At 64.1% G+C, this 21,815-nt stretch carries 21 protein-coding genes, 4 pseudogenes and 1 riboswitch; of the genes and pseudogenes, 15 read left to right on the top strand and 10 right to left on the bottom strand.

From position 1 onward, the window contains the following. Nucleotides 1–142: 142 nt before the first annotated feature. Nucleotides 143–577 (bottom strand): 6,7-dimethyl-8-ribityllumazine synthase, encoded by a 435-nt coding sequence (locus GGI60_RS02250; protein ID WP_009996551.1) that lies wholly within the window; start codon nt 575–577, stop codon nt 143–145. Nucleotides 578–657: 80 nt separating this feature from the next. Beyond that, a riboswitch (FMN riboswitch) is annotated at nt 658–800 on the bottom strand. A gap of 344 nt (nt 801–1,144) precedes the next feature. On the opposite strand from GGI60_RS02250, the gene GGI60_RS02245 reads away from it, so the two are divergent. After that, nucleotides 1,145–1,591 carry an SRPBCC domain-containing protein gene (locus GGI60_RS02245; protein WP_183912959.1) on the top strand — a complete coding sequence of 149 codons (447 nt, stop codon included), beginning with the start codon at nt 1,145–1,147 and terminating at the stop codon, nt 1,589–1,591. Between the two features lie 173 nt (nt 1,592–1,764). After that, on the top strand, nt 1,765–2,073 hold the full coding sequence (locus GGI60_RS02240; protein WP_183912961.1) for a GCG_CRPN prefix-to-repeats domain-containing protein: 309 nt from the start codon (nt 1,765–1,767) through the stop codon (nt 2,071–2,073). 79 nt (nt 2,074–2,152) lie between these two features. On the opposite strand, the gene GGI60_RS02235 is transcribed toward GGI60_RS02240, so the two are convergent. Continuing rightward, nucleotides 2,153–2,377, bottom strand: a complete 225-nt coding sequence (locus GGI60_RS02235; RefSeq protein ID WP_183912963.1) for a hypothetical protein — start codon at nt 2,375–2,377, stop codon at nt 2,153–2,155. A gap of 436 nt (nt 2,378–2,813) precedes the next feature. Here GGI60_RS02235 and GGI60_RS02230 point away from each other — a divergent pair, with 436 nt between their 5' ends. From GGI60_RS02230 to GGI60_RS02210, 5 genes are all read left to right on the top strand, one after another. Then, nucleotides 2,814–3,911, top strand: coding sequence for an adenylate/guanylate cyclase domain-containing protein (locus GGI60_RS02230; RefSeq protein ID WP_183912964.1), 1,098 nt, complete (start codon nt 2,814–2,816; stop codon nt 3,909–3,911). 131 nt (nt 3,912–4,042) lie between these two features. Then, on the top strand, nt 4,043–5,011 hold the full coding sequence (locus tag GGI60_RS02225; protein WP_183912966.1) for an ABC transporter substrate-binding protein: 969 nt from the start codon (nt 4,043–4,045) through the stop codon (nt 5,009–5,011). A 19-nt stretch (nt 5,012–5,030) separates the two neighbouring features. Further along, on the top strand, nt 5,031–6,035 hold the full coding sequence (locus tag GGI60_RS02220) for an iron ABC transporter permease (RefSeq protein WP_183912968.1): 1,005 nt from the start codon (nt 5,031–5,033) through the stop codon (nt 6,033–6,035). A 41-nt stretch (nt 6,036–6,076) separates the two neighbouring features. Further along, on the top strand, nt 6,077–7,069 hold the full coding sequence (locus GGI60_RS02215) for an iron ABC transporter permease (protein ID WP_183913885.1): 993 nt from the start codon (nt 6,077–6,079) through the stop codon (nt 7,067–7,069). Between the two features lie 7 nt (nt 7,070–7,076). Then, complete coding sequence (locus GGI60_RS02210; RefSeq protein ID WP_183912970.1) at nt 7,077–7,889, top strand: ABC transporter ATP-binding protein; 813 nt, start codon at nt 7,077–7,079, stop codon at nt 7,887–7,889. On the opposite strand, the gene GGI60_RS02205 is transcribed toward GGI60_RS02210, so the two are convergent. Continuing rightward, on the bottom strand, nt 7,870–8,553 hold the full coding sequence (locus GGI60_RS02205) for a class I SAM-dependent methyltransferase (protein ID WP_183912972.1): 684 nt from the start codon (nt 8,551–8,553) through the stop codon (nt 7,870–7,872). The two genes, GGI60_RS02210 and GGI60_RS02205, sit on opposite strands and share 20 nt — an antisense overlap. A gap of 158 nt (nt 8,554–8,711) precedes the next feature. Between GGI60_RS02205 and GGI60_RS02200 the strand changes: the two genes are divergently transcribed. Then, the gene (locus tag GGI60_RS02200) at nt 8,712–9,362 is read left to right on the top strand and encodes an ArsR/SmtB family transcription factor (protein WP_183912974.1); all 651 of its coding nucleotides are present in this window, start codon (nt 8,712–8,714) and stop codon (nt 9,360–9,362) included. Next, complete coding sequence (locus GGI60_RS02195; protein WP_183912976.1) at nt 9,359–10,627, top strand: MFS transporter; 1,269 nt, start codon at nt 9,359–9,361, stop codon at nt 10,625–10,627. Before GGI60_RS02200 ends, GGI60_RS02195 begins: the two co-directional genes overlap by 4 nt. Here the strand turns inward: GGI60_RS02195 and GGI60_RS02190 are convergent. The 5 genes and pseudogenes from GGI60_RS02190 to GGI60_RS02175 form a co-directional block, all read right to left on the bottom strand. Continuing rightward, complete coding sequence (locus GGI60_RS02190; protein WP_183912978.1) at nt 10,590–11,495, bottom strand: LysR family transcriptional regulator; 906 nt, start codon at nt 11,493–11,495, stop codon at nt 10,590–10,592. The two genes, GGI60_RS02195 and GGI60_RS02190, sit on opposite strands and share 38 nt — an antisense overlap. Nucleotides 11,496–11,917: 422 nt before the next feature. After that, nucleotides 11,918–12,940, bottom strand: a complete 1,023-nt coding sequence (locus GGI60_RS02185) for an LLM class flavin-dependent oxidoreductase (RefSeq protein WP_183912980.1) — start codon at nt 12,938–12,940, stop codon at nt 11,918–11,920. A 367-nt stretch (nt 12,941–13,307) separates the two neighbouring features. Continuing rightward, nucleotides 13,308–13,445: pseudogene (locus GGI60_RS31835) on the bottom strand (DNA helicase); the annotation flags it as partial. 27 nt (nt 13,446–13,472) lie between these two features. Further along, nucleotides 13,473–13,835 (bottom strand): hypothetical protein, encoded by a 363-nt coding sequence (locus GGI60_RS02180; RefSeq protein ID WP_183912982.1) that lies wholly within the window; start codon nt 13,833–13,835, stop codon nt 13,473–13,475. 5 nt (nt 13,836–13,840) lie between these two features. Then, nucleotides 13,841–14,638: a DUF899 domain-containing protein gene (locus tag GGI60_RS02175; protein WP_183912983.1), complete on the bottom strand. Its 798-nt coding sequence runs from the start codon at nt 14,636–14,638 to the stop codon at nt 13,841–13,843. Nucleotides 14,639–14,755: 117 nt separating this feature from the next. On the opposite strand from GGI60_RS02175, the gene GGI60_RS02170 reads away from it, so the two are divergent. Next, on the top strand, nt 14,756–15,976 hold the full coding sequence (locus GGI60_RS02170; RefSeq protein ID WP_183912985.1) for a helix-turn-helix domain-containing protein: 1,221 nt from the start codon (nt 14,756–14,758) through the stop codon (nt 15,974–15,976). A 28-nt stretch (nt 15,977–16,004) separates the two neighbouring features. Then, nucleotides 16,005–16,637, top strand: coding sequence for a PQQ-binding-like beta-propeller repeat protein (locus GGI60_RS02165; protein ID WP_183912987.1), 633 nt, complete (start codon nt 16,005–16,007; stop codon nt 16,635–16,637). Between the two features lie 152 nt (nt 16,638–16,789). Here the strand turns inward: GGI60_RS02165 and GGI60_RS02160 are convergent. Beyond that, a pseudogene (locus GGI60_RS02160) lies at nt 16,790–17,327 on the bottom strand (N-acetyltransferase family protein). Between the two features lie 121 nt (nt 17,328–17,448). On the opposite strand from GGI60_RS02160, the pseudogene GGI60_RS02155 reads away from it, so the two are divergent. Together GGI60_RS02155 and GGI60_RS02150 are read left to right on the top strand one after the other, a co-directional pair. Beyond that, a pseudogene (locus tag GGI60_RS02155) lies at nt 17,449–18,171 on the top strand (CHASE4 domain-containing protein); the annotation flags it as partial. After that, nucleotides 18,165–18,479 (top strand): annotated as a pseudogene (locus GGI60_RS02150) (PleD family two-component system response regulator); the annotation flags it as partial. The pseudogenes GGI60_RS02155 and GGI60_RS02150, both read left to right, overlap by 7 nt. Nucleotides 18,480–18,542: 63 nt before the next feature. On the opposite strand, the gene GGI60_RS02145 reads toward GGI60_RS02150, so the two are convergent. Beyond that, a complete protein-coding gene (locus tag GGI60_RS02145; protein WP_183912989.1) occupies nt 18,543–19,964 on the bottom strand; it encodes a PLP-dependent aminotransferase family protein in 1,422 nt (473 codons plus the stop codon). Between the two features lie 181 nt (nt 19,965–20,145). Here GGI60_RS02145 and GGI60_RS02140 point away from each other — a divergent pair, with 181 nt between their 5' ends. Both GGI60_RS02140 and GGI60_RS02135 read left to right on the top strand, forming a co-directional pair. Further along, entirely contained in the window at nt 20,146–21,009 is an 864-nt protein-coding gene (locus GGI60_RS02140; RefSeq protein WP_183912991.1) for a DMT family transporter, read from the top strand. Between the two features lie 183 nt (nt 21,010–21,192). Then, the gene (locus tag GGI60_RS02135) at nt 21,193–21,648 is read left to right on the top strand and encodes a DUF4168 domain-containing protein (RefSeq protein ID WP_183912993.1); all 456 of its coding nucleotides are present in this window, start codon (nt 21,193–21,195) and stop codon (nt 21,646–21,648) included. The last annotated feature ends 167 nt before the right edge of the window (nt 21,649–21,815 follow it).

Below are 21,815 nucleotides of genomic sequence, written 5' to 3'. Positions count from 1 at the left end.
GACGGCGGGCCGATCCCGCCGCCTGTCGCAGGGGCTGCTAAAGCGCGTCGCGATCTTTCAGATACGCTCCTTGCGCTTTAGGTTTTGTTTTCACGCAAGTCGTTACACCGCAAAACCGCTGCACACTTTTGCGCGGCATGCTTCAGGCCGCAAGAGCGGCGCGTGTCTTGCCGATCATCAGGGCGGCGCGTGCCGCCTCGCGGCCCTTCTCGACGAAGTGCGCTCGGTAAATCTGGGTATGGTGCTCCGTTTCCTGGTACTGGTGCGGTGTCAGCGAAACGGATAGCACCGGCACGCCCGTATCCATCCCGGCACGCATAAGGCCATCGACGACGGCCTGGGCGACGAATTCGTGGCGGTAGATCCCGCCGTCGACGACAAACGCGGCGGCGATGACGGCGGCGTAACGTCCGGTGGCGGCAAGATCGCGCGACAATAGCGGCATTTCGAAAGCGCCGGGGACGTCGAATACATCGATCTGCTCGGCGGGAATAAGCTGCTGGAAACCTTCGAGCGCACGGTCGACGATATCGGCGTGCCAGCCGGCTTTGACGAAGGCATAACGGGTGGGTGTCATGGTAATCTCCTTTGGCGTACAGACACGTCACCCAAGGCGATCACGAGCATCCGCAGCCAGTCCCGAAGGGCAGCGGCAGCGCACGTTCTCTTTCATCCGGACTATGACCGTCGGCTCAGGCATCTCACCTGATCTGCTGACCCTTCCGAGGAAGGCGCTCGCGGGCTCGCAATCGAAACTGCATACCGCCGGTAGGGACTTTCACCCCGCCCTGAGAACGGCGCGGACAATAGGGGCAAGGCGGCGGGCTGGCAATAGGGGAATGGATCCGCCGCGGCTGGATTCCTGTGACAGGCACAGGAATGAGGTGGAGAGATGGTGCCCCTTACAGGATCCGAAGAGAGCGAGCTGGGAGCATCAATCTCAGTGAACGCTGGATGCAGCGCTGGAGAGAGTCCTTCGAGGCTTCGGCCTTCGGCCTGCGCGCTTCAGGATGAGCGAGGTTGGAGGTTGTCGCCCGCCCTTGCTGGACACATCTTCAAGCCTACATGCTTCCATTGAGGGCACCCACGTCAATATAGCATGATACGCCGTTCCCGAGACGGGGCGGCAACCTTGGAGAAAGCGATGCCAGAATCTTTCGTCGTGCGCCGCGAGGCGCATCTTGCGGCGCCGCCGGCGGCGGTGTTTGCGCTGATGACCGATCCGGAAAAGATCCTGCGCTGGATGGGGACGGAGGCCGAGGTCGAGCCGGAGCCCGGCGGGCTCTATCTCGTCAATGTCACCGGCGCCCGCTCTGCGCGCGGCTCGTTTCGCGAGGTGGTGCCGGTGCATCGGCTTGCCTACAGCTTCGGCTGGGACGGCAGCGAGGTGGTGCCGCCGGGATCGAGCCTGGTCGAGATTGACCTGATCGAGCAGGGGGGCGGGACGCTTTTGCGGCTCACCCATAGCGGCCTGCCGAGTGCGGAGCAATGCGCCGGCCATGAGGAAGGCTGGGCGCATTACCTCGGACGGCTCACGGAGGTCGCTGCCGGGCGGGACCCCGGTCCCGATCCATTTTACGGCAGGAGATGAACGGCTTTCGGCAGGCGGCGGGACGCTCCTCAAGCGCTTGACGTTGCGGGAAGAACGGTCCGCCGGCGGCCGAAAGGTGCTGCTTTTTCGTCCGCAAACATGAACGTGCAATTCATCTCCAGTTCAATTTGGCGGTCCTAAGGTGTTTGTGGCTGGATGAAATGGAGTTTTCGATGAAGGCACTTTCTATCGCGGCTGCCTTGTTCGCTGGCAGCCTCTCGATCGGCACGGCTCAGGCGATGCCGATTGGGGCAATCAAGGTTGAGAGCACTGTCACAAAGGTCGACTACGCCTGCGGTCGCGGCTGGCATCTGACCCGCTGGGGCGAATGCCGGCGCAACTGGCGACGCCCGCCGCCTGTAGCTTTCTATGGCGGTCCGCCCCGCTGGGGCTGGGAACGGCGTCATCGCGACTGGGATGGCCCACGTTGGCGCTATGAGCGGCGCTGGGATCGTGAACGCCGCTGGCGGGACAACTACTAAAAGCCTTTGACAGAGGCAGACGAACGAGGGCCGGTGCGATGTTTCGCCCGGCCTTTATCTGTTGAAATAACGACTGCGCTCAGATGCGGCAGACGAGCCAGTGCTTTCCGTCGATCAGCTCTTCGAGCTCGGCCGGATCCTTGACGCCGAACTCGAACCATTCGACGAGTTCCTTCGCCTTCCGCTTGCTTTCCTCGGCCGTAAACTCGATCCCATAGCGCGCGCACCACCGCCGAAGGATCGACGTCAATAGCGTCATGTCATTCCCGTCAAGCGGGGCTTTCGGCCAATATGTCGTGCCCATCGCAACCCCTCAATCGTCGATGACAAGCTGGCACATAATGGAATCAAAGCCGCGCAAGTTTAAAGTGTTTTTTCATTGTTTTCCACCGTGGTGAATGGTTTTCCACAGGGTTCTTCGGCGGTGGGGTTGACAAGGATGTGGGGAGGCCGTGGCGGATGCCCCGAGCGGCAAGAACCGATGAGGGCGCTGCTGGACATCGGAGGTGGCCTCAGTTTGCCGACAAAGTCTCCTCCGTCATGTTGGGCCTTGTGTCGAGCATCTGAAGACGCAATTGCTTGACGAGAAAGCGGCGCAGATCCACCGCACAACAACGAGGCCGAGGATGATGTCTCGGGTTTCGCAGTCGTTTGCCAAGGCCTGTGGACACCGGAGGTGTCCTGCCGGGCTGCGGCAACGTTCGCTTGCGAACCTCTCAGGGCGATGCCAATGTTAGCACATGGATCTGCCTCCCTCCCTTGCCTGGTTGATTGACGAGGCTGCGGCTTCGCCCGGTCCCGAACGGTTTCTGGCCGAACTCGGGCGTCGGCTGCTGGCCGATGGCCTGGCGCTTTCCGGCGGCGCGCTGACACTTTCGGTGCCGCATCCGATCATCGCGCGGCGCACCTGGCTGTGGCGGGCCGAAACCGGGGCCGTCATCGAGGCGCTGGGATTTGCCGCCGCACCTCGAAGCGATGCCGGGCGCGAATGGCTGATTGGGCTCGGACCGGTTTGGGAGGAGAGGGTTGGAGCTTCTCAGGACGGCGCCATGCTTGGCTGGGCAGGCATCGGCAAAGGGGAAGGGGCGGACGAATTTGCTCCTGATGAAGCCGCGCGGCTGCAGGAGGTCGCGCGTTTTGCCGCCGCGCCGCTCGCAGCCCTTGCGGCGCGGGAGGCGCGGGCAGCACTGCTGGAAGCCTATCTCGGTCGGCGCAGTGCGGCTCGGGTTCAGTCGGGTGCGCTTGCCCGCGGCACCGGCGAAACCATTCGCGCGGCCCTTCTCTGCGCCGATTTGCGGGATTTCACCGCGCTTTCCCAGGTGACGGAGCCGCAGGCGATGATTGCTGCGCTCGACGCTTATTTCGACCGCGTCGCCGGCGCCGTGCACGCCTTCGGTGGCGAGGTGCTAAAATTCATCGGCGACGGCGTGCTGGCGATATTTCCTGTCACGAGGGCTTCCGGCAACGAGGCCGGGGCTGATCGAGAGGCCTGCGAGGCGGCACTTCGGGCTGTCGCCGCCTGCCGCGCCGGCATGGCCCATCTCGACCAGATGCGCCGGGCGCAGGGGCTGGCGCCGCTGCCCTTCGGCGCTGCCCTGCATTTCGGCGAGATCCTCTGGGGCAATATCGGCGCCGCCGACCGGCTTGATTTCACGGCCATCGGCCCGGCGGTCAACCTGGTCAGCCGGCTGGAAGGGCTCTGCAAGCCGCTCGGCCACAGCGTGCTGATCTCAGGCGCCGTGGCGGCGAAAACCGAGGCCGCGCTGACGCCGCTCGGCGAACACGCCCTGCGCGGCATCGCCGCGCCCTGCGCCGTCTTCACCTTGGCTGAGGATTGAGCCCTGAGATGGGTACTGTCCGCTTGTGCATGCAGTGCCGTCTCTTCCCCGAAACCGCGCAAAAGAATCATGATTGTTAAACTCCGCTTTTTTGGTTAAAGCCTCTGCCCGTCAGAGGGGAGTTTTCAGATATGACTCGATACGCACATAAAATTTTCACGGCGCTCGGCCTGTCCGCAGTGCTAGTGGCAGGGGCCGCCCACGCCGACGACAACAAGAAAATCTCGATCGTCGACGACCGCGGCGTCACGGTGGAAGTTCCGGCACAGCCGACGCGCATTGCCTCGATTTCCTATTTCGCAGATGACGTCGCGCTGGCACTCGGCATCAAGCCGGTCGCCAGCACCTATATGTCGAAAGGCCGCGAGCCCGAATTCCTGCTCGGCCTGACCTCCGGAATGAAGCAGATCGGCCAGCGCGCCAAGCCCAATCTGGAACTTCTTTCCGAAGCCAAGCCGGATCTGATCGTCGCGATCCGCCGCTATACGGTCGGCAATGCGGCGCAGCTTCAAAACATCGCACCTTATGTCGCCTACAACATGGAGCTGCTCGAAGAGAGCTACAGCGAGACGGCCGCGCTGTCCAAGCTGCTCGGCAAGCCCGAGCGCGGCGAACAGCTGAACGCCGATTTCCGCAAGCATCTTGCGGAGTTCGCCGCCAAGGCGCCGAAGGACGTTCATCCGCGCTTCCTGATCATGTGGGGAGGCGCAACGCCTTTTGCCTTCCACACGGAAAATACCTCGGCCTCGATCGTCGCTGCCATTGGCGGCGACAATGTTCCCGGCCCCAAGACGCCGGGCGGTGAGTTCGGCATCGACCTCAGTCTCGAAACCATGCTGGAGAAGGACCCGGAGGTCATCTTCGTCTATGATTCCGGCCCGGATCGTCCGCATGAGAGCAACCCGATCTGGTCGCAGCTGTCGGCGGTCAAGAATAACCGCGTCTTCTATGTCGGCGACCAGTGGGTCGAGACCAACGGCCCGATCGCCCGCGAAATCGTGCTGCGCGAAGCCGCGCATTACCTCTACCCCGACACGTTCCCGGCCGTCGACGTCAAGGCCGAAGCCGCCAAGCTGATCCCGGCCGAACTGCAGAACTAAGTCCAAGGACAGGCCTGCGATGAGCCCCCGTCAATCATTTCTGGCCATAGGGCTCATCGTCGTCGCCGCCATGCTGGCGGCGATGTTCGGCTTGCTGGTCGGCGCCAAGACGCTTTCGGTCGAGACCGCGGTTCGCGTGCTCCTGGTGCCCGACGGTAAGCTCGAATCCGTTCTCGTCTGGACGCTGCGCCTGCCGCGCAGCCTGGCGGCGGCGGCCGGCGGCGCCGGGCTTGCCGTTTCCGGCTACGTGCTGCAGACGCTGACGCGCAATCCGCTGGCCGATCCCGGGATTACCGGCGTGACGTCGGGGGCGGTCGCGCCGATCGTCTGCTGCTTCGTCTTTCTGCCTTGGCTTTCGCCTGCCTATTATCCCTTCATCGGCCTTGCCGGAGGGATTGCCGCGGCTTCCGTGACGTTCTGGGCTTCGCGCGGCGGGCAAGGGCGGCCGTTGCAGCTTGCGCTTGGCGGCGTCAGCGTCTCGCTGTTTTTGGGCGCGATCACCACCTATGTGTTGCTTTTGACCGGGCCGCAATCGGCATCGCTGCTCTTCTGGCTCGCCGGCGGCTTCCAGGGACGCACCTGGTCGCATCTCCTCTATATGCTGCCCTGGACGATCGCGGGCGTCGCCGGGGCGCTCCTTCTGCAGCGGGTGATCGGCATGTTCATGCTGAGCGACCATGCGGCAGCCGGCATGGGCCTACAGCTTGGCCTGTGGAAGCCGCTCATCCTCATTCTGGCCGTCATCCCGGTCGCGGGTATCGCGCCGATCGCCGGGCCGGTCGCCTTCGTCGGCCTTGCCGCTCCCCACATCGCCCGGCTGCTGAAACCCCGCGGCACCGGATGGGAGATCGGGTTGAGTGCGGCCCTCGGCGCGCTGATCGTGACCGCCGCCGATGTTTTCGCGCGCAGCATCGCCATTCCGCGCGAGCTGCCGGTCGGCATCGTCACCGCGCTGTTTGGCGGCCCGATCTTCATCTATCTCATTCAGCGGGGGCGGCTCAGCCTCGCAGGTGAGGCGCGATGAGCACCTGGGCATCGACATCGGCCGGCCCGGCAAGCCTTGGCATGGCGGCCGCGTTCGCCGTCCTGGCCGTCCTGTCGCTTGCGGCGGCGATCTTCCTCGGCGTCGCCGATATTCCCATGGGTGACGTCGCAGCCGTGCTGACCGGCGGCGGATCGGCGGAAGCGCGGCTGATCATTCTAGATATCCGGCTGCCACGCATCGCCACCGGCATTCTCGCCGGCATCCATTTTTCGCTGGCGGGATATCTCTTGCAGACCATTACCCGCAACCCGCTGGCCGATCCCTCGCTGATGGGCGTGTCGCAGGGAGCGACACTGTCGGTGACGATCTTCCTGCTCTTTACCGTCTATATTTTCGAGCCGGGCTCGAATACGCTGGCCGAACTGCCGGTCGCATGGCTGCCTGCGGCAGGCCTTGCCGGTGGCCTGCTTGCCGGCGGCGTGATCTATCTGCTCGCCTTCCGTCTCGGGCTCAGTGCGCTGCGCATCACGCTCTGCGGCGTGGCGGTCGGCGCGGTGCTGCATGCAGTTGCGATCGGCCTCATCGCCGGATGGGGATCGGCCCGCATCGAGATCATTCTCGAATGGTTGTCAGGCAGTCTTTACGCCCGCAGCTGGGATCACGCGTTCTTCCTGCTGCCCTTCACCATCGCCGGCCTCGCAATGCTGCCGGTCATCTACCGGCCGCTGATGCTGCTGCAGTTCGATGCGCCCGTCGCTCGCTCCTTCGGGCTCGGTTATCGCAGGCAGTTCTCGATCGTACTGATCGTCTCCTGCGCGCTTGCGGCAAGTGCCGTCGGCGCGGTCGGGCCGATCGTCTTCGTCGGCCTCATCGTGCCCCATCTCGCCCGCTTCCTGGCTGGGCGGAATTTCAGGTTGTCGCTTTTGCTGACGATCGTGCTCGGCGCCGTCATCGTCACGCTTGGCGATCTCATCGGCCGGCTGCTCGGCCAGGCCGAGGAAATCCCGATCGGCGTGGTCACGGCCGTTTTCGGCGTGCCGCTTCTGCTCGCGCTGCTGCGCAAAACCATGTGAGGCCGAGATGCCATTGTCCTGTTCCGACCTCTCAGTGATGTACAACCAGCGAAAGGCCCTCAGCGGTTTCAGCCTTTCGCTCGAAAAAGGCGAGATCCGGGCGCTGATCGGGCCGAACGGGTCTGGCAAGAGCACGGCGCTGCATGCGCTGGCCGGGCTCATCCGCCCGGCGGAGGGCAGGGCGTCGCTCGACGGCGTTGCCGTCGCCTCCATGTCGCGCCGGATGCTGGCGAAGAAGCTCGCCTTCCTGCCGCAGCAGCCGACCGCACCGGACGAGATGACCGTCGTCCAACTCGTGCGTCAGGGCCGCTATCCCCATGTCGGCTTGTTCCGCTCTTATGACAGCCGCGACGAAGAGGCGATCGAATGGGCGCTCGAAAGCACCGACCTGTCTGATTTAGCCGATCGCAGCCTGCGCGAATTGTCCGGCGGGGAGCGACAGAGGGCGTGGATTTCGGCCGCTCTCGCCCAGGAAGCGGAGATCCTGCTGCTCGACGAGCCGACCTCCTTCCTCGACATCGGCTATCAGGTCGAGGTGCTCGATCTCGTGCATCGGCTGAGCCGGGAAAAGGGCGTGACCGTCGTCATGGCGATCCACGACATCAACCAGGCGATCGCCGTCAGCGACCGCATCTCGCTGCTCGAAAAGGGGCAGCTCAGGTTCGACGGCGCGCCGCGCGAGCTTGCCGAGCGCAACCTCATCCAGGACATCTTCCGTGTCAGAGGCCGTTTCGTCCAGGTCGCTCCAAATAGTGCGCCGCATTTCGATGTGGAGCTGATGAAACTTCAGCCGGCAGTGTTTAGCGCTTCACCAGCCTGAAGACGATTTTTGTCTGCGTGTAGTAATTCAGCGCATCGGCAAAGTCCGGCGTCCAGCCATCCGCGACGAAGGGAATGAATCCGTCATATTCGAGTTTGCGGGCGGAAACGTCGAAGCCTGCCTTTTCGAAGGCGCGGCCGTAATCGGTGATCGACCGATCCTGAACGACGGTATTGGTGCGGTTGGCGACGAGCTCGCGCCATTTCGGCCAGAGCGGATTGTCCGTGTGACAGCCGGTCACCGCATAATAGACGCCGCCCGGCTTCAGTGCCTGTCTTATGTCGGCGGCGTGCGCGTCGATATCGGGGACGAGATAGATGACCTCATGGCTGACGGCGAGGTCGAATTCGTCGCTCCAGCCCTCGAGCCTGCCGCCAACCTGATGCTGGATCGGCAGATTGCCTTTCAGCGTCTCGGCCTTGGCAATGGAGGTTTCGGCAATGTCGATGCCGAGCGCCTTGCGGAACGGGCGGATCGCATAGAGATGGCGCAGCAGGCCGCCCTGATTGCAGCCGAAATCGAGCACGCTTTTGTCGGAGAGGTCGCGCTCCAGAATGAGATCGAATAGGTGGCGCCAGATGGGCGCATGTCCATCGGCCATCCTGTCTTCGGCATCGGGGTCGATGTACCACGTGCCGATGTTTTTCTGCGCTTCCTCAGACATCCCTTGCCCCCTCGTTTCATGCGGATCGTGGGGATGGTCTTAGGGCGCGTGATGATGCTTGGCTAGGGCCGACGCTGGTTTTCAAATGCCTTTCGAAAGTCGAACAATTTTACAAAGAAATCTTTGCAAAGATATGTTTGCGATTGTATGATCAGGTCATGAAAGAGCAGAACTCCGAACCTGCCGCAGATGCTGTTGCCTCGCGTACCGTCAGCCGTGTCGTGCCCGAACCGTCCGCGCTGAAGGCGCTGGCCCACCCCGTCCGGCTGCGCATGCTCGGCATGCTGAGGATCGACGGCCCCGCCACGGCGACGCAGCTCGCCGTTCGGTTGGGCCTGAACAGCGGCGCGACCAGCTATCACCTGCGCCAGCTCGCCCAATACGGTTTCATCGAGGATGCGCCGCATGCCTCGCGGCGCGACCGCTGGTGGCGTGCCAGCCACGAGCTGACCTCGGTGCCCGCAAGCGAAGCCGAGGGGGAGGCGCTCGATCTCGACATCGCTTTCAACCAGGCGGCCCTCTCACTGCAGGTCGGCCAGATGCAGCAGGCGCTGCAGGAATATGCCGAGCTGCCGGCGGAATGGCGCAAGGCGACGGCGGCCGACGACATCATCATCCCGATGACGGCGGAACAGGCCGAGGCCCTAACCAAGCGGCTGACCGGCATCATCCTGGAAGCCATGCGGGCCGCCCCACCGCTGGGGGAGGCGGCGTCCCGGAATCCTGGCATCGTTCCTTTCTATGTCATGCTGCATGCCTTTCCCTATCCGGGCCGCCTGCCGCACCGCGAGCGGGAGGACGAGCGGTGAGAGAAGGCAAGCCATTCCTGGCGCTTGCCGCCGCAGAGACACTTTCGCTTTCCGGCACCCGGCTATCGTCCATCGCCATTCCCTGGCTGGTGCTAAGCGCCACAGGCAGCCCGGTGCTGACCGGGCTGACGGCGATGATGGAGATGCTGCCTTATGTGCTCGCCAAAGCGCTCGGGGGGCCGCTGATCGACCGCATCGGCGCCAAGCGCATCGCCATCGTCTGCGACATGGCCTCGGTGATCGCGGTCGGGCTGGTGCCGCTTCTCGATCTCTTCGGCATGCTGACAGTGCCGGTGCTGCTGCCCGTCGTTTTCGCCATGGGCTTGTTGCGGGGGCCCTCCGATGCCGCCAAGCAGGCGATGGTTCCCGATATCGCTGCGCTGGCAGCCGTGCCGCTCGAGCGGGTGACCGGCACCTCCAGCGCCATCGAACGACTGGCCTCAACGGTAGGCGCTGCCGGCGCCGGCGCATTGATCGGATTGATTGGCCCGGGTCAGGCGCTCCTCGTCAACGCCGCCACCTTCGCCGCCGCAGCGCTGGTCGTCGCGACCGGCATACCCGGCATGCGGCGCGCTCCCGATCGGTCCGTCGCGCCGTCGGGCAAGCTGCCTTCCTATCTCGACGATCTCCGGGAGGGCTGGCACTTTCTGCGCAGCGATGCCGTGCTCGTCAGCATCGTCACCATGGTGGCGGTCACCAATCTATTCGACCAGGCCTATCATGCGGTGCTACTGCCGGTCTGGACACGGGATGCCGGCCATGGGCCCGAGCTGCTCGGGGCGATGTTCGCCGCCTTCGCCGGCGCCTCGATCGCGGGTGCTGCGATTGCCGCGGCGATCGGCGAGCGCATGCCGCGCCTGACGATTTATACCGTGGCCTTCCTCCTGACCGGCTTTCCGCGCTTTCTCGTTCCCGCGCTGGATGCGCCCATCGGCCTCGTCTTTGCGACGCTCGCCATCGCAGGATTCGCGTCGGGCTTTCTCAACCCGATCCTGTCGGCGGTCATCTTCGAGCGCATCCCCAAGCCGCTGACCGGTCGGGTCACCGCATTGAACACCGCCCTTTGCTTCACCCTCATCCCCTTCGGCGGCCTCGCCGGCGGCGCGCTGATCAGCACGCTCGGCCTTGCCGCCGCACTGTTCCTGATGGGGATTGCCTATCTCGCGACCACGCTTGCGCCGCTGGCGCTGAAGAGTTTTCGCGGGTTTGACAGGGAGATCGCAGCGCTCACTGATGCCCGAGCTCCTTGGTCATCAGGTCGATGAAGCGGCGCACCCGCGGTTCCAGCAGGCGCTTGTCGGGATAGAGTGTGACGATCTTGACGTCATCGGTTTCGAGCTCCGGCAGGACGTGGCGGAGGCGGCCGGCGACGAGATCGGCTGCGACGAGAAAGTCGGGGAGCAGAGCTATACCGAGGCCTGCGACGGCGGCGTCGCGGATCGCCTCGTCGCTGTCGAGCCTTAGGCGGCTGCGGCCCTGCGCCTTGACCCAGGCTTCGCCTTCGCCGCGAAAGCGCCAGCCTTGCCGTTGATCGCGGCTGGAAAAGACCAGGCAATCGTGGGCGGCGAGATCGTCAATGTCGCGCGGCTCGCCACGGTCGGCGAGATAAGATGGCGAGGCGCAGAGCCGCGCCCTGTCGGCTGCGATCACCCGCGAAAGCAGCCGGGTGTCGGATGCCGGCGGCATCGTGCCGATCCGAATTGCCAGATCGAAACCTTCTTCGAGGATGTCGGCCTTGCGATCGGTGAAGTTCACTTCGGCCTGGATGCCGGGCCAGGCCAGAAGATATTTTTCGACGATGGGCAGAACGACGAGCCGCCCGAAGGCATCGGGAACGGTGAGCCTGAGAACGCCCCGCGGCGCGGCGCTCTGACCCGCCACGCTCGCCTCCGCCTCGTCGACCGAAGCGAGGACTTCCAGACCATGTTGATAGAATACCCGGCCTTCGTCGGTCAGGCTCAGCCTTCTCGTGGTGCGGTTGAGCAGGCGCGTGCCGAGGCGGTCTTCCAGGCGGATGACGGCCTTTCCTGCTGCCGATCGGGACAGGCCCATAGCCTGGCCGCCGCCGATGAAGCTTCCGGCATCGACGACGGCCATGAAGATCAGGATATCGTTGAGGTTCGTGCGCGGCATGGGGCAACTCGCGGTTCGGGCTACGGCCTTAATTCGGTCGTGGTGCAGCCGATTCAAGGTTCGCACCATCAACGTCCGGCGCGGCAGTAAGGTCCCGAGGCTTCGTTCACGCGGCGGTGGGATGGCAGATGCGCTCTCCGGCGCGGCCGCTATGGGTACGTGGGGCACAGGTTAAGAGAGGGCGGGCCGTATAACACCCGCTCTGCCCTGCCGGGCATCTCCCCAACAAGGGGAGATCGGCTGGGCGCGTTGGTTTTTCCCAAACAACTGCCGCATAGTTCGTTCGCTACGGAAAAAGGGACGGATGGCCGAACCTCTTGCAATCTCCCTCCTTGCCGGGAGATGGGCAGAGGGTGGGCAACGGCCCGCCCTCGCATCATCGCTCGTCCACTAAGCCGCTATCGCGGCCGTCTTAAGTTCTCTCACCGCCAGCCGAGCGCCGGTGCGACGTGGGTCAGGATCGCATCGATGACATGCGCATTATATTCGACGCCGAGCTGGTTGGGGACGGTGAGCAGCAGCGTGTCGGCCTCGGCGATCGCCTCGTCTTCGGCGAGCTGCTTGATCAGTACATCGGGCTCGGCGGCGTAGCTGCGGCCGAAGATTGCCCGAGTCTTCTCGTCGATGAAGCCGATCTTGTCGCCTTCGTCGCCGCCATAGCCGAAATAGGCGCGGTCGCGCTCGTCGACCAGCGCGAAGATGCTGCGGCTGACCGAGACGCGCGGCTGGCGGGTGTGACCGGCGGCCTTCCAGGCCTCGCGGTAAGCGCGGATCTGATCGGCCTGCTGGACGTGGAACGGCTCTCCCGTCTCGTCGTCCTTCAGCGTCGAACTCTGCAGGTTCATGCCGAGCTTTGCCGCCCAGACGGCGGTGGCGTTGGAGCTGGCGCCCCACCAGATCCGCTCGCGCAGACCCTCCGAATGCGGTTCGAGACGCAGGAGACCGGGCGGGTTGGGAAACATCGGCCGCGGGTTCGGCTTGGCAAAGCCTTCGCCGCGCAGCACCTCAAGGAAGACTTCCGCGTGGCGCCGCGCCATTTCGGCCTCGTCCTGACCTTCCTGCGGGGCATAGCCGAAATGGCGCCAGCCATCGATCACCTGCTCGGGCGAACCGCGGCTGACGCCGAGCTGCAGCCGACCGCCGGCGATCAGATCGGCGGCACCCGCATCCTCGGCCATATAGAGCGGATTCTCGTAGCGCATGTCGATGACGGCCGTGCCGATCTCGATCCGGCTGGTCTTAGCACCGACGGCTGCCAGGAGCGGGAAGGGCGAGGCCAGCTGCCGGGCGAAGTGGTGTACGCGAAAATAGGCGCCGTCGGCACCGATCTCTTCAGCGGCGACGGCAAGATCGATCGACTGCAGCAGCGCGTCGCCCGCCGAGCGGGTCTGCGATTGCGGCGAGGGCGTCCAGTGCCCGAACGAAAGGAATCCGATCTTCTTCATGCTGATACGCACCTTGATCCGTTGTGTCTGGGGTCGACAGGTCATTGCACAGTTTCGGGTTGCATGACAATCGGAACTGAGGCGCGGTGCATCGGCGCTATCATATGCCTGTTGCCGAGCCTTCCCTCGGTCTCTCTCCGGTCCATCGTCGGGGCGTCAGGCCACGGTGGCGAGCTCTACGGCTAGCGACATCGACCATAATACTCGAAAGGGCTATCGTATCCGCTCATGCCGGCACTATGATTAATCGGGCTCAGCGGAGCAAGTTCCACCCTCTTGCGTTCACGCCGGAGGTGCGAACTGTTCCGCCGGCAAACACCCGGTCGCGGGTCAGGCGTGAGACCTGCGACCGGGGCAACGCAGTTTCCTAAAGCGCCGCGGCGAAGGCCATCTTTCCGTTTTTCAAGAAACACGTCTTTTCGAACAGCTTCAGGTCAAGCGGGTTCGGCAGCCTGATGTCGGTGATATCGGGCAGGGACTTTTCAGTCGTCTTGAAGGATCGGTCAGGACCGTATGGAGTGAAGCTGATCCATTACCTCCGGCTCACGCGCTGCCAACGTGCGACAAGCCGCAGCCAAGGCGCCAGGTGAAAGCCGCTCATCAGCAGATACATCGGCACCATTCCGCCGATCGGGAAGGTATCGGGCGCGCTCACGCAGATCGTGTCAGTACTGCCGGTCGCGGCCGTCAGTAATGCCATGATTGCGAAGGTCGGCGCAGCAGCAAGCGACAGCCAGTCGGCGGCGGGCAAACTCCGGGCGGATTCGCCCGGTCTGCCGGCCGCTCCGTCGGCGGCGGCCGATACAGACAGCCATTCGGCTGGATTGAAGGCGGCTCCGCCGCCTGGCGCAGCGTGTTCGCTGCCGCTTTTCGAGCTGTGGCCAGAGAGCAGCATCACCGTCACTCCTTGCCGTAGCGGTCGTGATGGCGCCACCAGATGCCGGTTTCGTTGCGACCCTTCGGCGCGCGATCGAGCCATTGGTACACGCCCCAGAGGCCATCCAATCCGCGCGCATAACTGGAATAGCTGTGGTAGACGGCGCCGTCGATGAGCTCGAAGGCGCTGACGCCCGGCCGGTCGCGGACATAGGTAGGCACATCGGTGCCGGTCATGGCGGCGATTTGCGTGATCGGCTCGTCACTGCCGCGTTGCTGCCATTCCTCAATGTTCCGGCTGGGCATCGGTTCGGGGGCGGGCGGTTCGCGGCGGTAATTATATTCCACGCCGCCCAGCCGCTGCTGCTCGTCGCTGAACCAGACGCCGAAATCGCTGTTGAAATCGCTGCCGCCGGAGGATGCCCAGGGGAAGCGCCAGTCCATGCGCTGTCGGAACGCCAGAAGTTTTGCAAGCGGCGCGCGCGAAACGGCCCAGAAGGCGACGTCGTGATTTTCGAGATGGACGAAGAAACCGTTGAAGCCGTCGGCGATCGAGGAGCAGGAGGGGCAGCCGGCGCTGTAATCCGGTCCGAACATGAAGTGGTAGACGAGAAGTTGCGAGCGCCCGCCGAAGAGATGCTTCAGCGAGGCATCGCCGCTTTCGGTGTGGAAGCGATATTCCTTTTCTATCCTGACGCGGGGCAATTGCTGGCGCTTCAGGGCCAGCGCGTCGCTTCGGCGGGTCAGTTCCTTCTCCTCCTCGAGCAGATCGAGCCTTGCTGCCAGCCATTGCTCGCGCGTTGCATTCAGCTGTGCCGTCATGGGTCTTCTCCTTTGCCTGTCTGTCGTCGTACCATCCGGCGCGGATTGTCTGCCGGCGCCGAGCAGATTACGGCCGGACAGGGGAATGGCGGGAGTGACAAGTGTGACGGGATTTGAATGGACTCGCTGATCACGGCCGCGGCGCTGGCGCTGGCATCGGGCGATGCACTGGGCGCACTGAAGCGGGTGGCGCTGCGCGACGACCCGCCGGCGCTGGCATTGCGAGGCATCGCCATGGCGCAGCTCGGCGATCTCGCGCGCGCCAAGGCGCTCTTGAAGAATGCGGCGCGCGCCTTCGGTCCGCGGGAGGCTGTGGCGCGGGCGCGCTGCGTGGTCGCCGAGGCCGAGATCGCGCTTGTCTCGCGCGATCTGACCTGGCCGGTCAAGGCGCTGGACGCGGCGCGCAAAGTGCTGGAGGCGCATGGCGACAGGGTCAACGCCGCCCATGCGGGCAATGTCGCCATCCGCAGGTTGGTGCTGATCGGCCGCCTCGACGAGGCAGAACGCGCGCTCGCAGCGCTCGATCCGACGCCGCTGCCGCCGGCTTTGCGGGCCGCCCACGAGCTGGTGGTATCAGGAATTGCCGTCCGGCGTCTGCGAACCGAGGCGGCACGATCTGCCTTCGACCGGGCGAGGCTTGCCGCGCGCACGGCCGATATCCCCGCTTTGACCCGGGAGGTCGAAGCCGCCGCGCTGGTGCTCGCGACCCCGGCGGCACGGCTGGTTTCGCGCGGGCAGGAGCGTTCGCTGCGGCTTGCGGAGGTGGAAGCCCTGCTTTCCTCCCGCACGCTCGTCGTCGATGCCTGCCGTCATGTGGTCTGGAGCGCGGGCAATGCCGTTTCGCTGGCGACGCGGCCGGTGCTGTTTGCACTCGCCCGTACGCTCGCCGAAGCCTGGCCGGCGGATGTGGCAAGGGGTACGCTCATCGCGCGTGCCTTTCGTGGCAAACATGCCGATGAATCACATCGCGCCCGGCTGCGCGTCGAGATCGGCCGGCTGCGCGCAGCACTTGCCGGACTGGCGGAGGTCTCGGCGACGAAGCGCGGTTTTGCCCTTTCGCCACGCGCCGCCGGCGATATCGCAGTGCTGGCGCCGCTGGTCGAAGGTCAGCATGGGGCCGTGCTCGCATTCCTGGCCGATGGCGAGGCGTGGTCGAGCTCGGCCCTGGCGATCGCGCTTGCGGCCAGCCCCCGCACCGTGCAGCGTGCGCTGGATGCCCTTGCCGGCGAAGGCAGGGTGCAGTCGCTCGGGCGCGGTCGTGCACGGCGCTGGATGAGCCCGCCGCTGCCGGGTTTCCCGACGATCTTGTTACTCCCCGGGCCACTGCTAACCGATTAGGATGAGCCGAACTGGAGGGAAGGAAGCGATGAAAAAATCAGCAGCGAATATCCTGCGTGAATACGGGCCGTTTCCCGGCGCCGAGCGCGTCAATGGCGTCACTTTCGACGGCCGGCACGTCTGGTTCGCCTCCGGCGACAGGCTGAACGCGCTCGATCCGGAAAGCGGCGAGGTGGTGCGCTCGATCGAGGTCGCCTCCCATGCCGGAACGGCTTTCGACGGCGAATTCCTCTATCAGATCGCCGAGGACGTCATTCACAAGATCGATCCGAAGACCGGCCGCATCCTTTCCACCATCCCCGCACCCGGCAATGGCGGCGATTCCGGTCTTGCCTGGGCCGAGGGCACGCTCTGGGTGGGCCAGCATCGCGGGCGCAGGATCCACCAGATCGATCCAGAGACCGGCAAGATCCTGCGCACCATCGAGTCCAACCGCGTCGTGACAGGCGTCACCTGGATCGACGGGCAGCTCTGGCATGGCACGTGGGAGGGCGACGACAGCGACGTCAGGCGCATCGATCCGGAAACCGGCGAAGTGCTGGAGCGGCTTGATATGCCGGAAGGCACCGGCGTCTCCGGCCTCGAATCCGACGGCGCCAATCGCTTCTTCTGCGGCGGAGGCGGCAGCGGTAAAATCCGGGCTGTGCGCCGGCCGGGGTAAGTGAGGACACCTCCCGCATCCTTATATGCCCGCAATTGCAGCGCGGCATCCCCGACCTTCCTCATGCTGAGGTGCGCAGCCATCGGGCTGAGCCTCGAAGCACGCCGCAACGCTGCTCCTTGCATTCTCCGGTGCCGGTGCGCCTGCCTTTTTTATGCCGACCCATCCTCATCGAACAAAAGCGCCATGCCGATCGCATCGATGAACCGGCCGTCGATGCGTGCAGCGCGCCGGATTATGCCCTCGCGCACGAAGCCCAATTTTTCGTAAAGAGCGATCGCCCGGCTGTTGTCTTCGTAAACATCGAGTTCGACTCTGGCGAAAACCGGTCTTTTGTGCGGCTCTTAATGTCGTCTCCATCAGCCGCCGTCCCAGACCCTGGCCGCGATAGGCGGGAAGGATTCCCATTCCGAGGTTTCCGCGGTGGGCGTGCGATGGGAAAAAATGCCGGCTGATGTCGCACCAGCCGACGACCTCTTCACAAGTGACGGCAACGAATTGCGGATTGCCTTTTGCAATCATACCCATCACGAACTCGCGTGTCTGCGGCAGTGGCGTTGCTTCGGTCATCGACAGGTATTTTTTCTCCCGTGCGACGATGTCGAGCGTGCGATGAAAGCTGTCGATATGGGCTGCAGTGATCGCTTCGATTCTGATGCCCGACATATCAGGTGACGCTCCTGCGTCCATGTTCTTCTCCTTCGATTACGCCGGAGGGTACCATTGCGGCTGGGCCGGAGCGCAAGCAAGGGTGATCTTCCATGGCCAGGCTGAAGCTTGGTGACGAGCGCAATTCATCGTCCGTCAACTTTTGCGTGTCAACGTCGCGTAGTAAATGCCATCAAAAGATTGCGGGCATCGCACATCACGCTCGTCCTGGTGACGCTCACCTGCACGATGGCCGTATTGTTGTGCGGATTTGCGTGGCTCGCCGCGGTGAAGGTCGATGATCTCTATTTGCGCCGGCAGGCCGACTTCGTCACCCAAGGATTGGAAGCGCAGATCAATGCGCTTCCCCGGGAACAGGAAAGTGTCACCAAATGGGACGACGCCTTCCTTTATGCCAAGCAGCGGAACCATGAATGGCTGCTTGACAATGTCGGCCGCTGGACGAGCCAATATTTCGGGCACGACAGAACCTACGTCTTTGACGATACCAATCGCCTGATGTTTGCCGTTCGCGATGGAACGGACACTATGCCGCCGCGCCTCGGCAGCGACAACGGCCAGGAGATGACGGCGCTGGCGGGCGAGATGCGGGCTGCTCTCCTCGAGAGCAAAAAGCCCGGCGCCGAACCGCTTGGTCAGTTCGCCAGGGTCCGCACGATCATGATCGGCAACCGGCCGGCGATAATAAGCACGCGCCCCATTCTGCCGAGCTAGACAAGGATGCAAATCGAGGCCGGCCAGGAGTTCATCGCCGTCTCGGTCAAGTTCCTCGATGGAAAGGCGAGTCGAAAGCGTCGCCCATTATGCGCGGCTCGAAGGATTGCATTTTACCGCATCGAAGAGTGACGCGCGGGCGCAAAGGCCTCGAACGGCGCCGAAGGCCTGGAAATGATACTGTCGAAATGGCCGGACATCGTCATCAGCGATATTTCCATGCCTGTCATGCACGGGCACCAGCTTCTGGCGGAAATCCAGATCAACCACCCAGAGCTCTCCAACATCCCCTTCATCCTGCTGACGGCGCTGACCGACCGGGAAAATACGCTCGCCGGCCTGCGGGCCGGGGCGGCGGACTACCTGACGAAGCCGCTCGATTTCGACCTGCTGCTCGCCAAGCTCGAAGGCTGCGTGACGCGGCTGGAGAACGACACGGCGGTCAATCGGTCGTTTTGAGGTGTGGCGTTGACGAGATGAGGACGAAGGGGTGCCGTGCGGCAACGGCGAGCGTGTTCTCTCTCACTTCCTCAGCCTCCCCAATACCTCCTCCAGCACCTCGAACACCCGCCGATCCAACATCTGCGACACATTGAACCGCATGAAATTCGTCGCCGATTGCGACAGGCTGAAAGCATTGCCGGGGGCAAGCACGATCTTCCTTTCCAGCGCGGCCCGCGCCACGTCGGCCGCATCGACGCCGTCGGGCAGCCGGCACCAGAGGAACATCCCGGCCGGCGGCTCCAGCCAGGGCATTATCCCCAACCCTTTTAGCCGGGCCGAGACCTCGCCCATCGCCCGGGAAAGCCGCTGTCTCAGCGTCTCCATGTGTTTGCGGTAGCTGCCGTCGTTCAAGACGTTCAGCACCAGTTCCGCCGTCAGCCGGCCGCCGCCGAAGGCGGTGGCGATCTTGAGATCGGTCAGTCCGTCGACCCATTCCGGTTTGGCGGCGATAAAGCCGCAGCGGGCCGAGGCTGAGAGCGTCTTCGAAAAGCTGCCGATATGGATGACCCGCTCGAGCCCGTCGAAAACGGCAAGGCGGGGCGCCGGGGTGTATTCGAAATCGGCGAAGATATCGTCCTCGATGATGACGAGGTCGAACTGGTCGGCGAGTTTCAGAAGCCGGTGTGCCGTCACCGGGGACAGCGTTGCACCGGTGGGATTGTGGATGGCGGAATTGGTGATGTAGAGGCGCGGCCGGTGTTCAGCGACGACTTGCGCAAACAGCTCGATATCGGGACCGTGCGGTGTGTAGGGCACGCCGACGATCTTTGCCCGATGGGCGCGCAGCAGGGCATGGAAATTGAAATAGCAGGGGTCGTCGACCAGCACGGTATCGCCGGGTTCTAACAGGAAGCGGCAGAGCAGATCGATTGCCTGCGTGCCGGAATCCGCCAGCATGATCTGGTCGGGGGAGGCTTCGATGCCGCGTTCGCCCATGCGCCGCGAAATCAGCTGGCGCAGCGGCGGCAGGCCGAGGGGCGAACCGTAGTCAGCAAGCGCCGGCCCGTCGGCGCGGGCAAGCGTTCTGAGCCCGCGGCGCATGGCTTCGCCGGGCAGCCAGGAGGGCGGCAGCCAGCCGCAGCCGGGTTTCAGGTCACTCTCGCCGGCCTCCAGCGATTGCCGCGATATCCAGAACGGATCGACGGCGCGATCGAGCTTCGGCCCGGCCTCCGCAAGCGCAAAGGGTGCTGCCTGGTTGGCGACATAGAAGCCGGAGCCTGGTCTCGCCAGGATCGCGCCTTCGGCAACCAGGCGCTCATAGGCATCGACCACGGTCGACGTCGACAGCTTCAACGTCGCCGCCAATCCCCGCACCGACGGCAGCCTTGCGCCGGGCGTCAGGCTGCGGCCGGCAATGCGCTGCCGGATCGTTGCCATGACCATCTCGACGCGTGTGCGTCCTGCCAGTTCTTCGCCCATCTGTACTGCTTTTCGAACCATAACAGTTTGTTGAAATCGTATCAGACTGTCACTGTCCTGGCCATCCGTCCTGATCGATAAAGGCTGAAGCCCCTCGCTGCGAATTTGATTCAAGTGACGCGCCTTAGGTGGTTGTTTTCATACATGCCGTCCAAAGCTGAGGGTGCTTTGGACGGCATGCATCAGGAAGGAAGAGTGCATAATGGAACGCATGACGGCAGGATGGATCAACGGCTTGGTCGGCGTGGTGATCTTCAGCGGCTCGCTGCCGGCAACGCGCGTCGCAGTGGCGCAGTTTGATCCCGTGTTCCTGACCGTCGCGCGCGCGGCGATCGCCGGGGCATTGGCGCTCTGCCTGCTGATCATCTTTCGTGAGAAACGGCCGTCAGGGCGCGATATCGTCTCGCTCTTCGTTGTCGCACTCGGCGTCGTGGTGGGCTTTCCGCTGCTGACGGCGCTGGCACTGCAGCATGTCACCTCGGCCCATTCCATCGTCTTCATTGGCCTTCTGCCGCTGGCAACCGCGACCTTCGGCGTCATCCGCGCCGGCGAGCGGCCAAAGCCGGCCTTCTGGCTCTTTTCCATTCTCGGCAGTGCGCTGGTGGCGGGCTTTGCCTTGGCGCAAGGGGTGACCGCATCGCCGGTCGGCGACGTCCTGATGCTGGCGGCTGTCCTTGTCTGCGGTCTCGGTTACGCCGAAGGCGGCAGGCTGTCGCGCACGCTGGGCGGCTGGCAGGTGATTTCCTGGGCGCTAGTGCTGTCGCTGCCGCTGATGGTCACGGCCGCCCTTCTATACCGTCCGGCGAGTTTTGCCGGCATCGAAACCCCGGCGCTCGTCGGCCTTGCCTATGTCTCGCTGTTCTCCATGCTGATCGGCTTCATCTTCTGGTATCGTGGCCTCTCCCAGGGCGGCATCGCCGCCGTCGGCCAGTTGCAGCTGCTCCAGCCCTTCTTCGGCCTTTCGCTCGCCGCCACCCTGCTGCGTGAGACGGTGACGTGGAGCATGCTGGCTGTAACGATCGCCGTAATTCTGTGCGTGGCGGGGGCGAGGAAGTTTGCGCGGTAGGGCTGGGCCGGCCTCCGTTGGTCACAAAGCCGCCGCTCAATCGTCAGTAAATAGCCCTGTTACCGCCGCATCGTGCCCTTTTCAGGCTTCATCGTCGCGACCTCGCCGGCCTTTTCAGCGGCCGAGCGATCGACCGAGGCGGTCTTGCTGCCGTCAAATCACGCACGTGAAAAAGGAACGAATATGATCACTCGTTACACACCTGTTGCAATGATGACCGCTGCGGTCTTCAGCCTGCTGGCGTTCAGCCCGGCTTCGGCTGTCGAGATGGCGCAAGCGCAACAGCAGCCGGCCGCGCAGGGCCAGGCGCCGATGCAGGGGCAGAGCGGCGGCACGGCTGCGCCGGCGGCCGTCAGCGATCAAAAACTCGAAGCCTTTGCCGTCGCCTACCTGCAGGTCGATAAGGTCCGGCAGCAATATTCGGCCAAGATCGACGCAACGAAGGATCAGGCAGCAAAGCAAAAGCTGCAGGAAGAGGCCAAGAAGGAGATGGTCGAAACCGTCCAGTCCTCCAACGACATCTCGGTCGAGGAATATTCCTCGATCCTGACGGCCGCGCAGAGCGACCCGGCCCTGGCCAAGAAGGTCCTGGACAAGATCGGAACACCGCCGCCGGCGCAGTCGCAACAGCAGCAATAGGCAGCGCGGCCATGTAACGTCCCTAAGTCGGACGAAGGGGCGGGCAAGCTGAAAGTCCATGTGGCGAGTGGGCGCGAAATCCCACTTGCCGATCTCCCCCTTGTGGGGGAGATGCCCGGCAGGGAAGAGCGGGTGCCGCACACCGTCCGATAGACAATCTGCCGTTC

The organism is Rhizobium lentis, from assembly GCF_014200175.1.
GTDB lineage: Bacteria > Pseudomonadota > Alphaproteobacteria > Rhizobiales > Rhizobiaceae > Rhizobium > Rhizobium mulingense.
Note: the sequence above shows the minus strand (reverse complement) of the source record. Positions and strands in the feature narration are given on the sequence as shown.

What these genes read in the sequence shown, in the direction of transcription:
- GGI60_RS02250 (WP_009996551.1), bottom strand. Translation starts at nt 577, where the DNA reads ATGACACCCACCCGTTATGCCTTCGTCAAAGCCGGCTGGCACGCCGAT.
- GGI60_RS02245 (WP_183912959.1), top strand. Translation starts at nt 1,145, where the DNA reads ATGCCAGAATCTTTCGTCGTGCGCCGCGAGGCGCATCTTGCGGCGCCG.
- GGI60_RS02240 (WP_183912961.1), top strand. Translation starts at nt 1,765, where the DNA reads ATGAAGGCACTTTCTATCGCGGCTGCCTTGTTCGCTGGCAGCCTCTCG.
- GGI60_RS02235 (WP_183912963.1), bottom strand. Translation starts at nt 2,377, where the DNA reads ATGGGCACGACATATTGGCCGAAAGCCCCGCTTGACGGGAATGACATG.
- GGI60_RS02230 (WP_183912964.1), top strand. Translation starts at nt 2,814, where the DNA reads ATGGATCTGCCTCCCTCCCTTGCCTGGTTGATTGACGAGGCTGCGGCT.
- GGI60_RS02225 (WP_183912966.1), top strand. Translation starts at nt 4,043, where the DNA reads ATGACTCGATACGCACATAAAATTTTCACGGCGCTCGGCCTGTCCGCA.
- GGI60_RS02220 (WP_183912968.1), top strand. Translation starts at nt 5,031, where the DNA reads ATGAGCCCCCGTCAATCATTTCTGGCCATAGGGCTCATCGTCGTCGCC.
- GGI60_RS02215 (WP_183913885.1), top strand. Translation starts at nt 6,077, where the DNA reads ATGGCGGCCGCGTTCGCCGTCCTGGCCGTCCTGTCGCTTGCGGCGGCG.
- GGI60_RS02210 (WP_183912970.1), top strand. Translation starts at nt 7,077, where the DNA reads ATGCCATTGTCCTGTTCCGACCTCTCAGTGATGTACAACCAGCGAAAG.
- GGI60_RS02205 (WP_183912972.1), bottom strand. Translation starts at nt 8,553, where the DNA reads ATGTCTGAGGAAGCGCAGAAAAACATCGGCACGTGGTACATCGACCCC.
- GGI60_RS02200 (WP_183912974.1), top strand. Translation starts at nt 8,712, where the DNA reads ATGAAAGAGCAGAACTCCGAACCTGCCGCAGATGCTGTTGCCTCGCGT.
- GGI60_RS02190 (WP_183912978.1), bottom strand. Translation starts at nt 11,495, where the DNA reads ATGCCGCGCACGAACCTCAACGATATCCTGATCTTCATGGCCGTCGTC.
- GGI60_RS02185 (WP_183912980.1), bottom strand. Translation starts at nt 12,940, where the DNA reads ATGAAGAAGATCGGATTCCTTTCGTTCGGGCACTGGACGCCCTCGCCG.
- GGI60_RS02180 (WP_183912982.1), bottom strand. Translation starts at nt 13,835, where the DNA reads ATGCTGCTCTCTGGCCACAGCTCGAAAAGCGGCAGCGAACACGCTGCG.
- GGI60_RS02175 (WP_183912983.1), bottom strand. Translation starts at nt 14,638, where the DNA reads ATGACGGCACAGCTGAATGCAACGCGCGAGCAATGGCTGGCAGCAAGG.
- GGI60_RS02170 (WP_183912985.1), top strand. Translation starts at nt 14,756, where the DNA reads ATGGACTCGCTGATCACGGCCGCGGCGCTGGCGCTGGCATCGGGCGAT.
- GGI60_RS02165 (WP_183912987.1), top strand. Translation starts at nt 16,005, where the DNA reads ATGAAAAAATCAGCAGCGAATATCCTGCGTGAATACGGGCCGTTTCCC.
- GGI60_RS02145 (WP_183912989.1), bottom strand. Translation starts at nt 19,964, where the DNA reads ATGGTTCGAAAAGCAGTACAGATGGGCGAAGAACTGGCAGGACGCACA.
- GGI60_RS02140 (WP_183912991.1), top strand. Translation starts at nt 20,146, where the DNA reads ATGGAACGCATGACGGCAGGATGGATCAACGGCTTGGTCGGCGTGGTG.
- GGI60_RS02135 (WP_183912993.1), top strand. Translation starts at nt 21,193, where the DNA reads ATGATCACTCGTTACACACCTGTTGCAATGATGACCGCTGCGGTCTTC.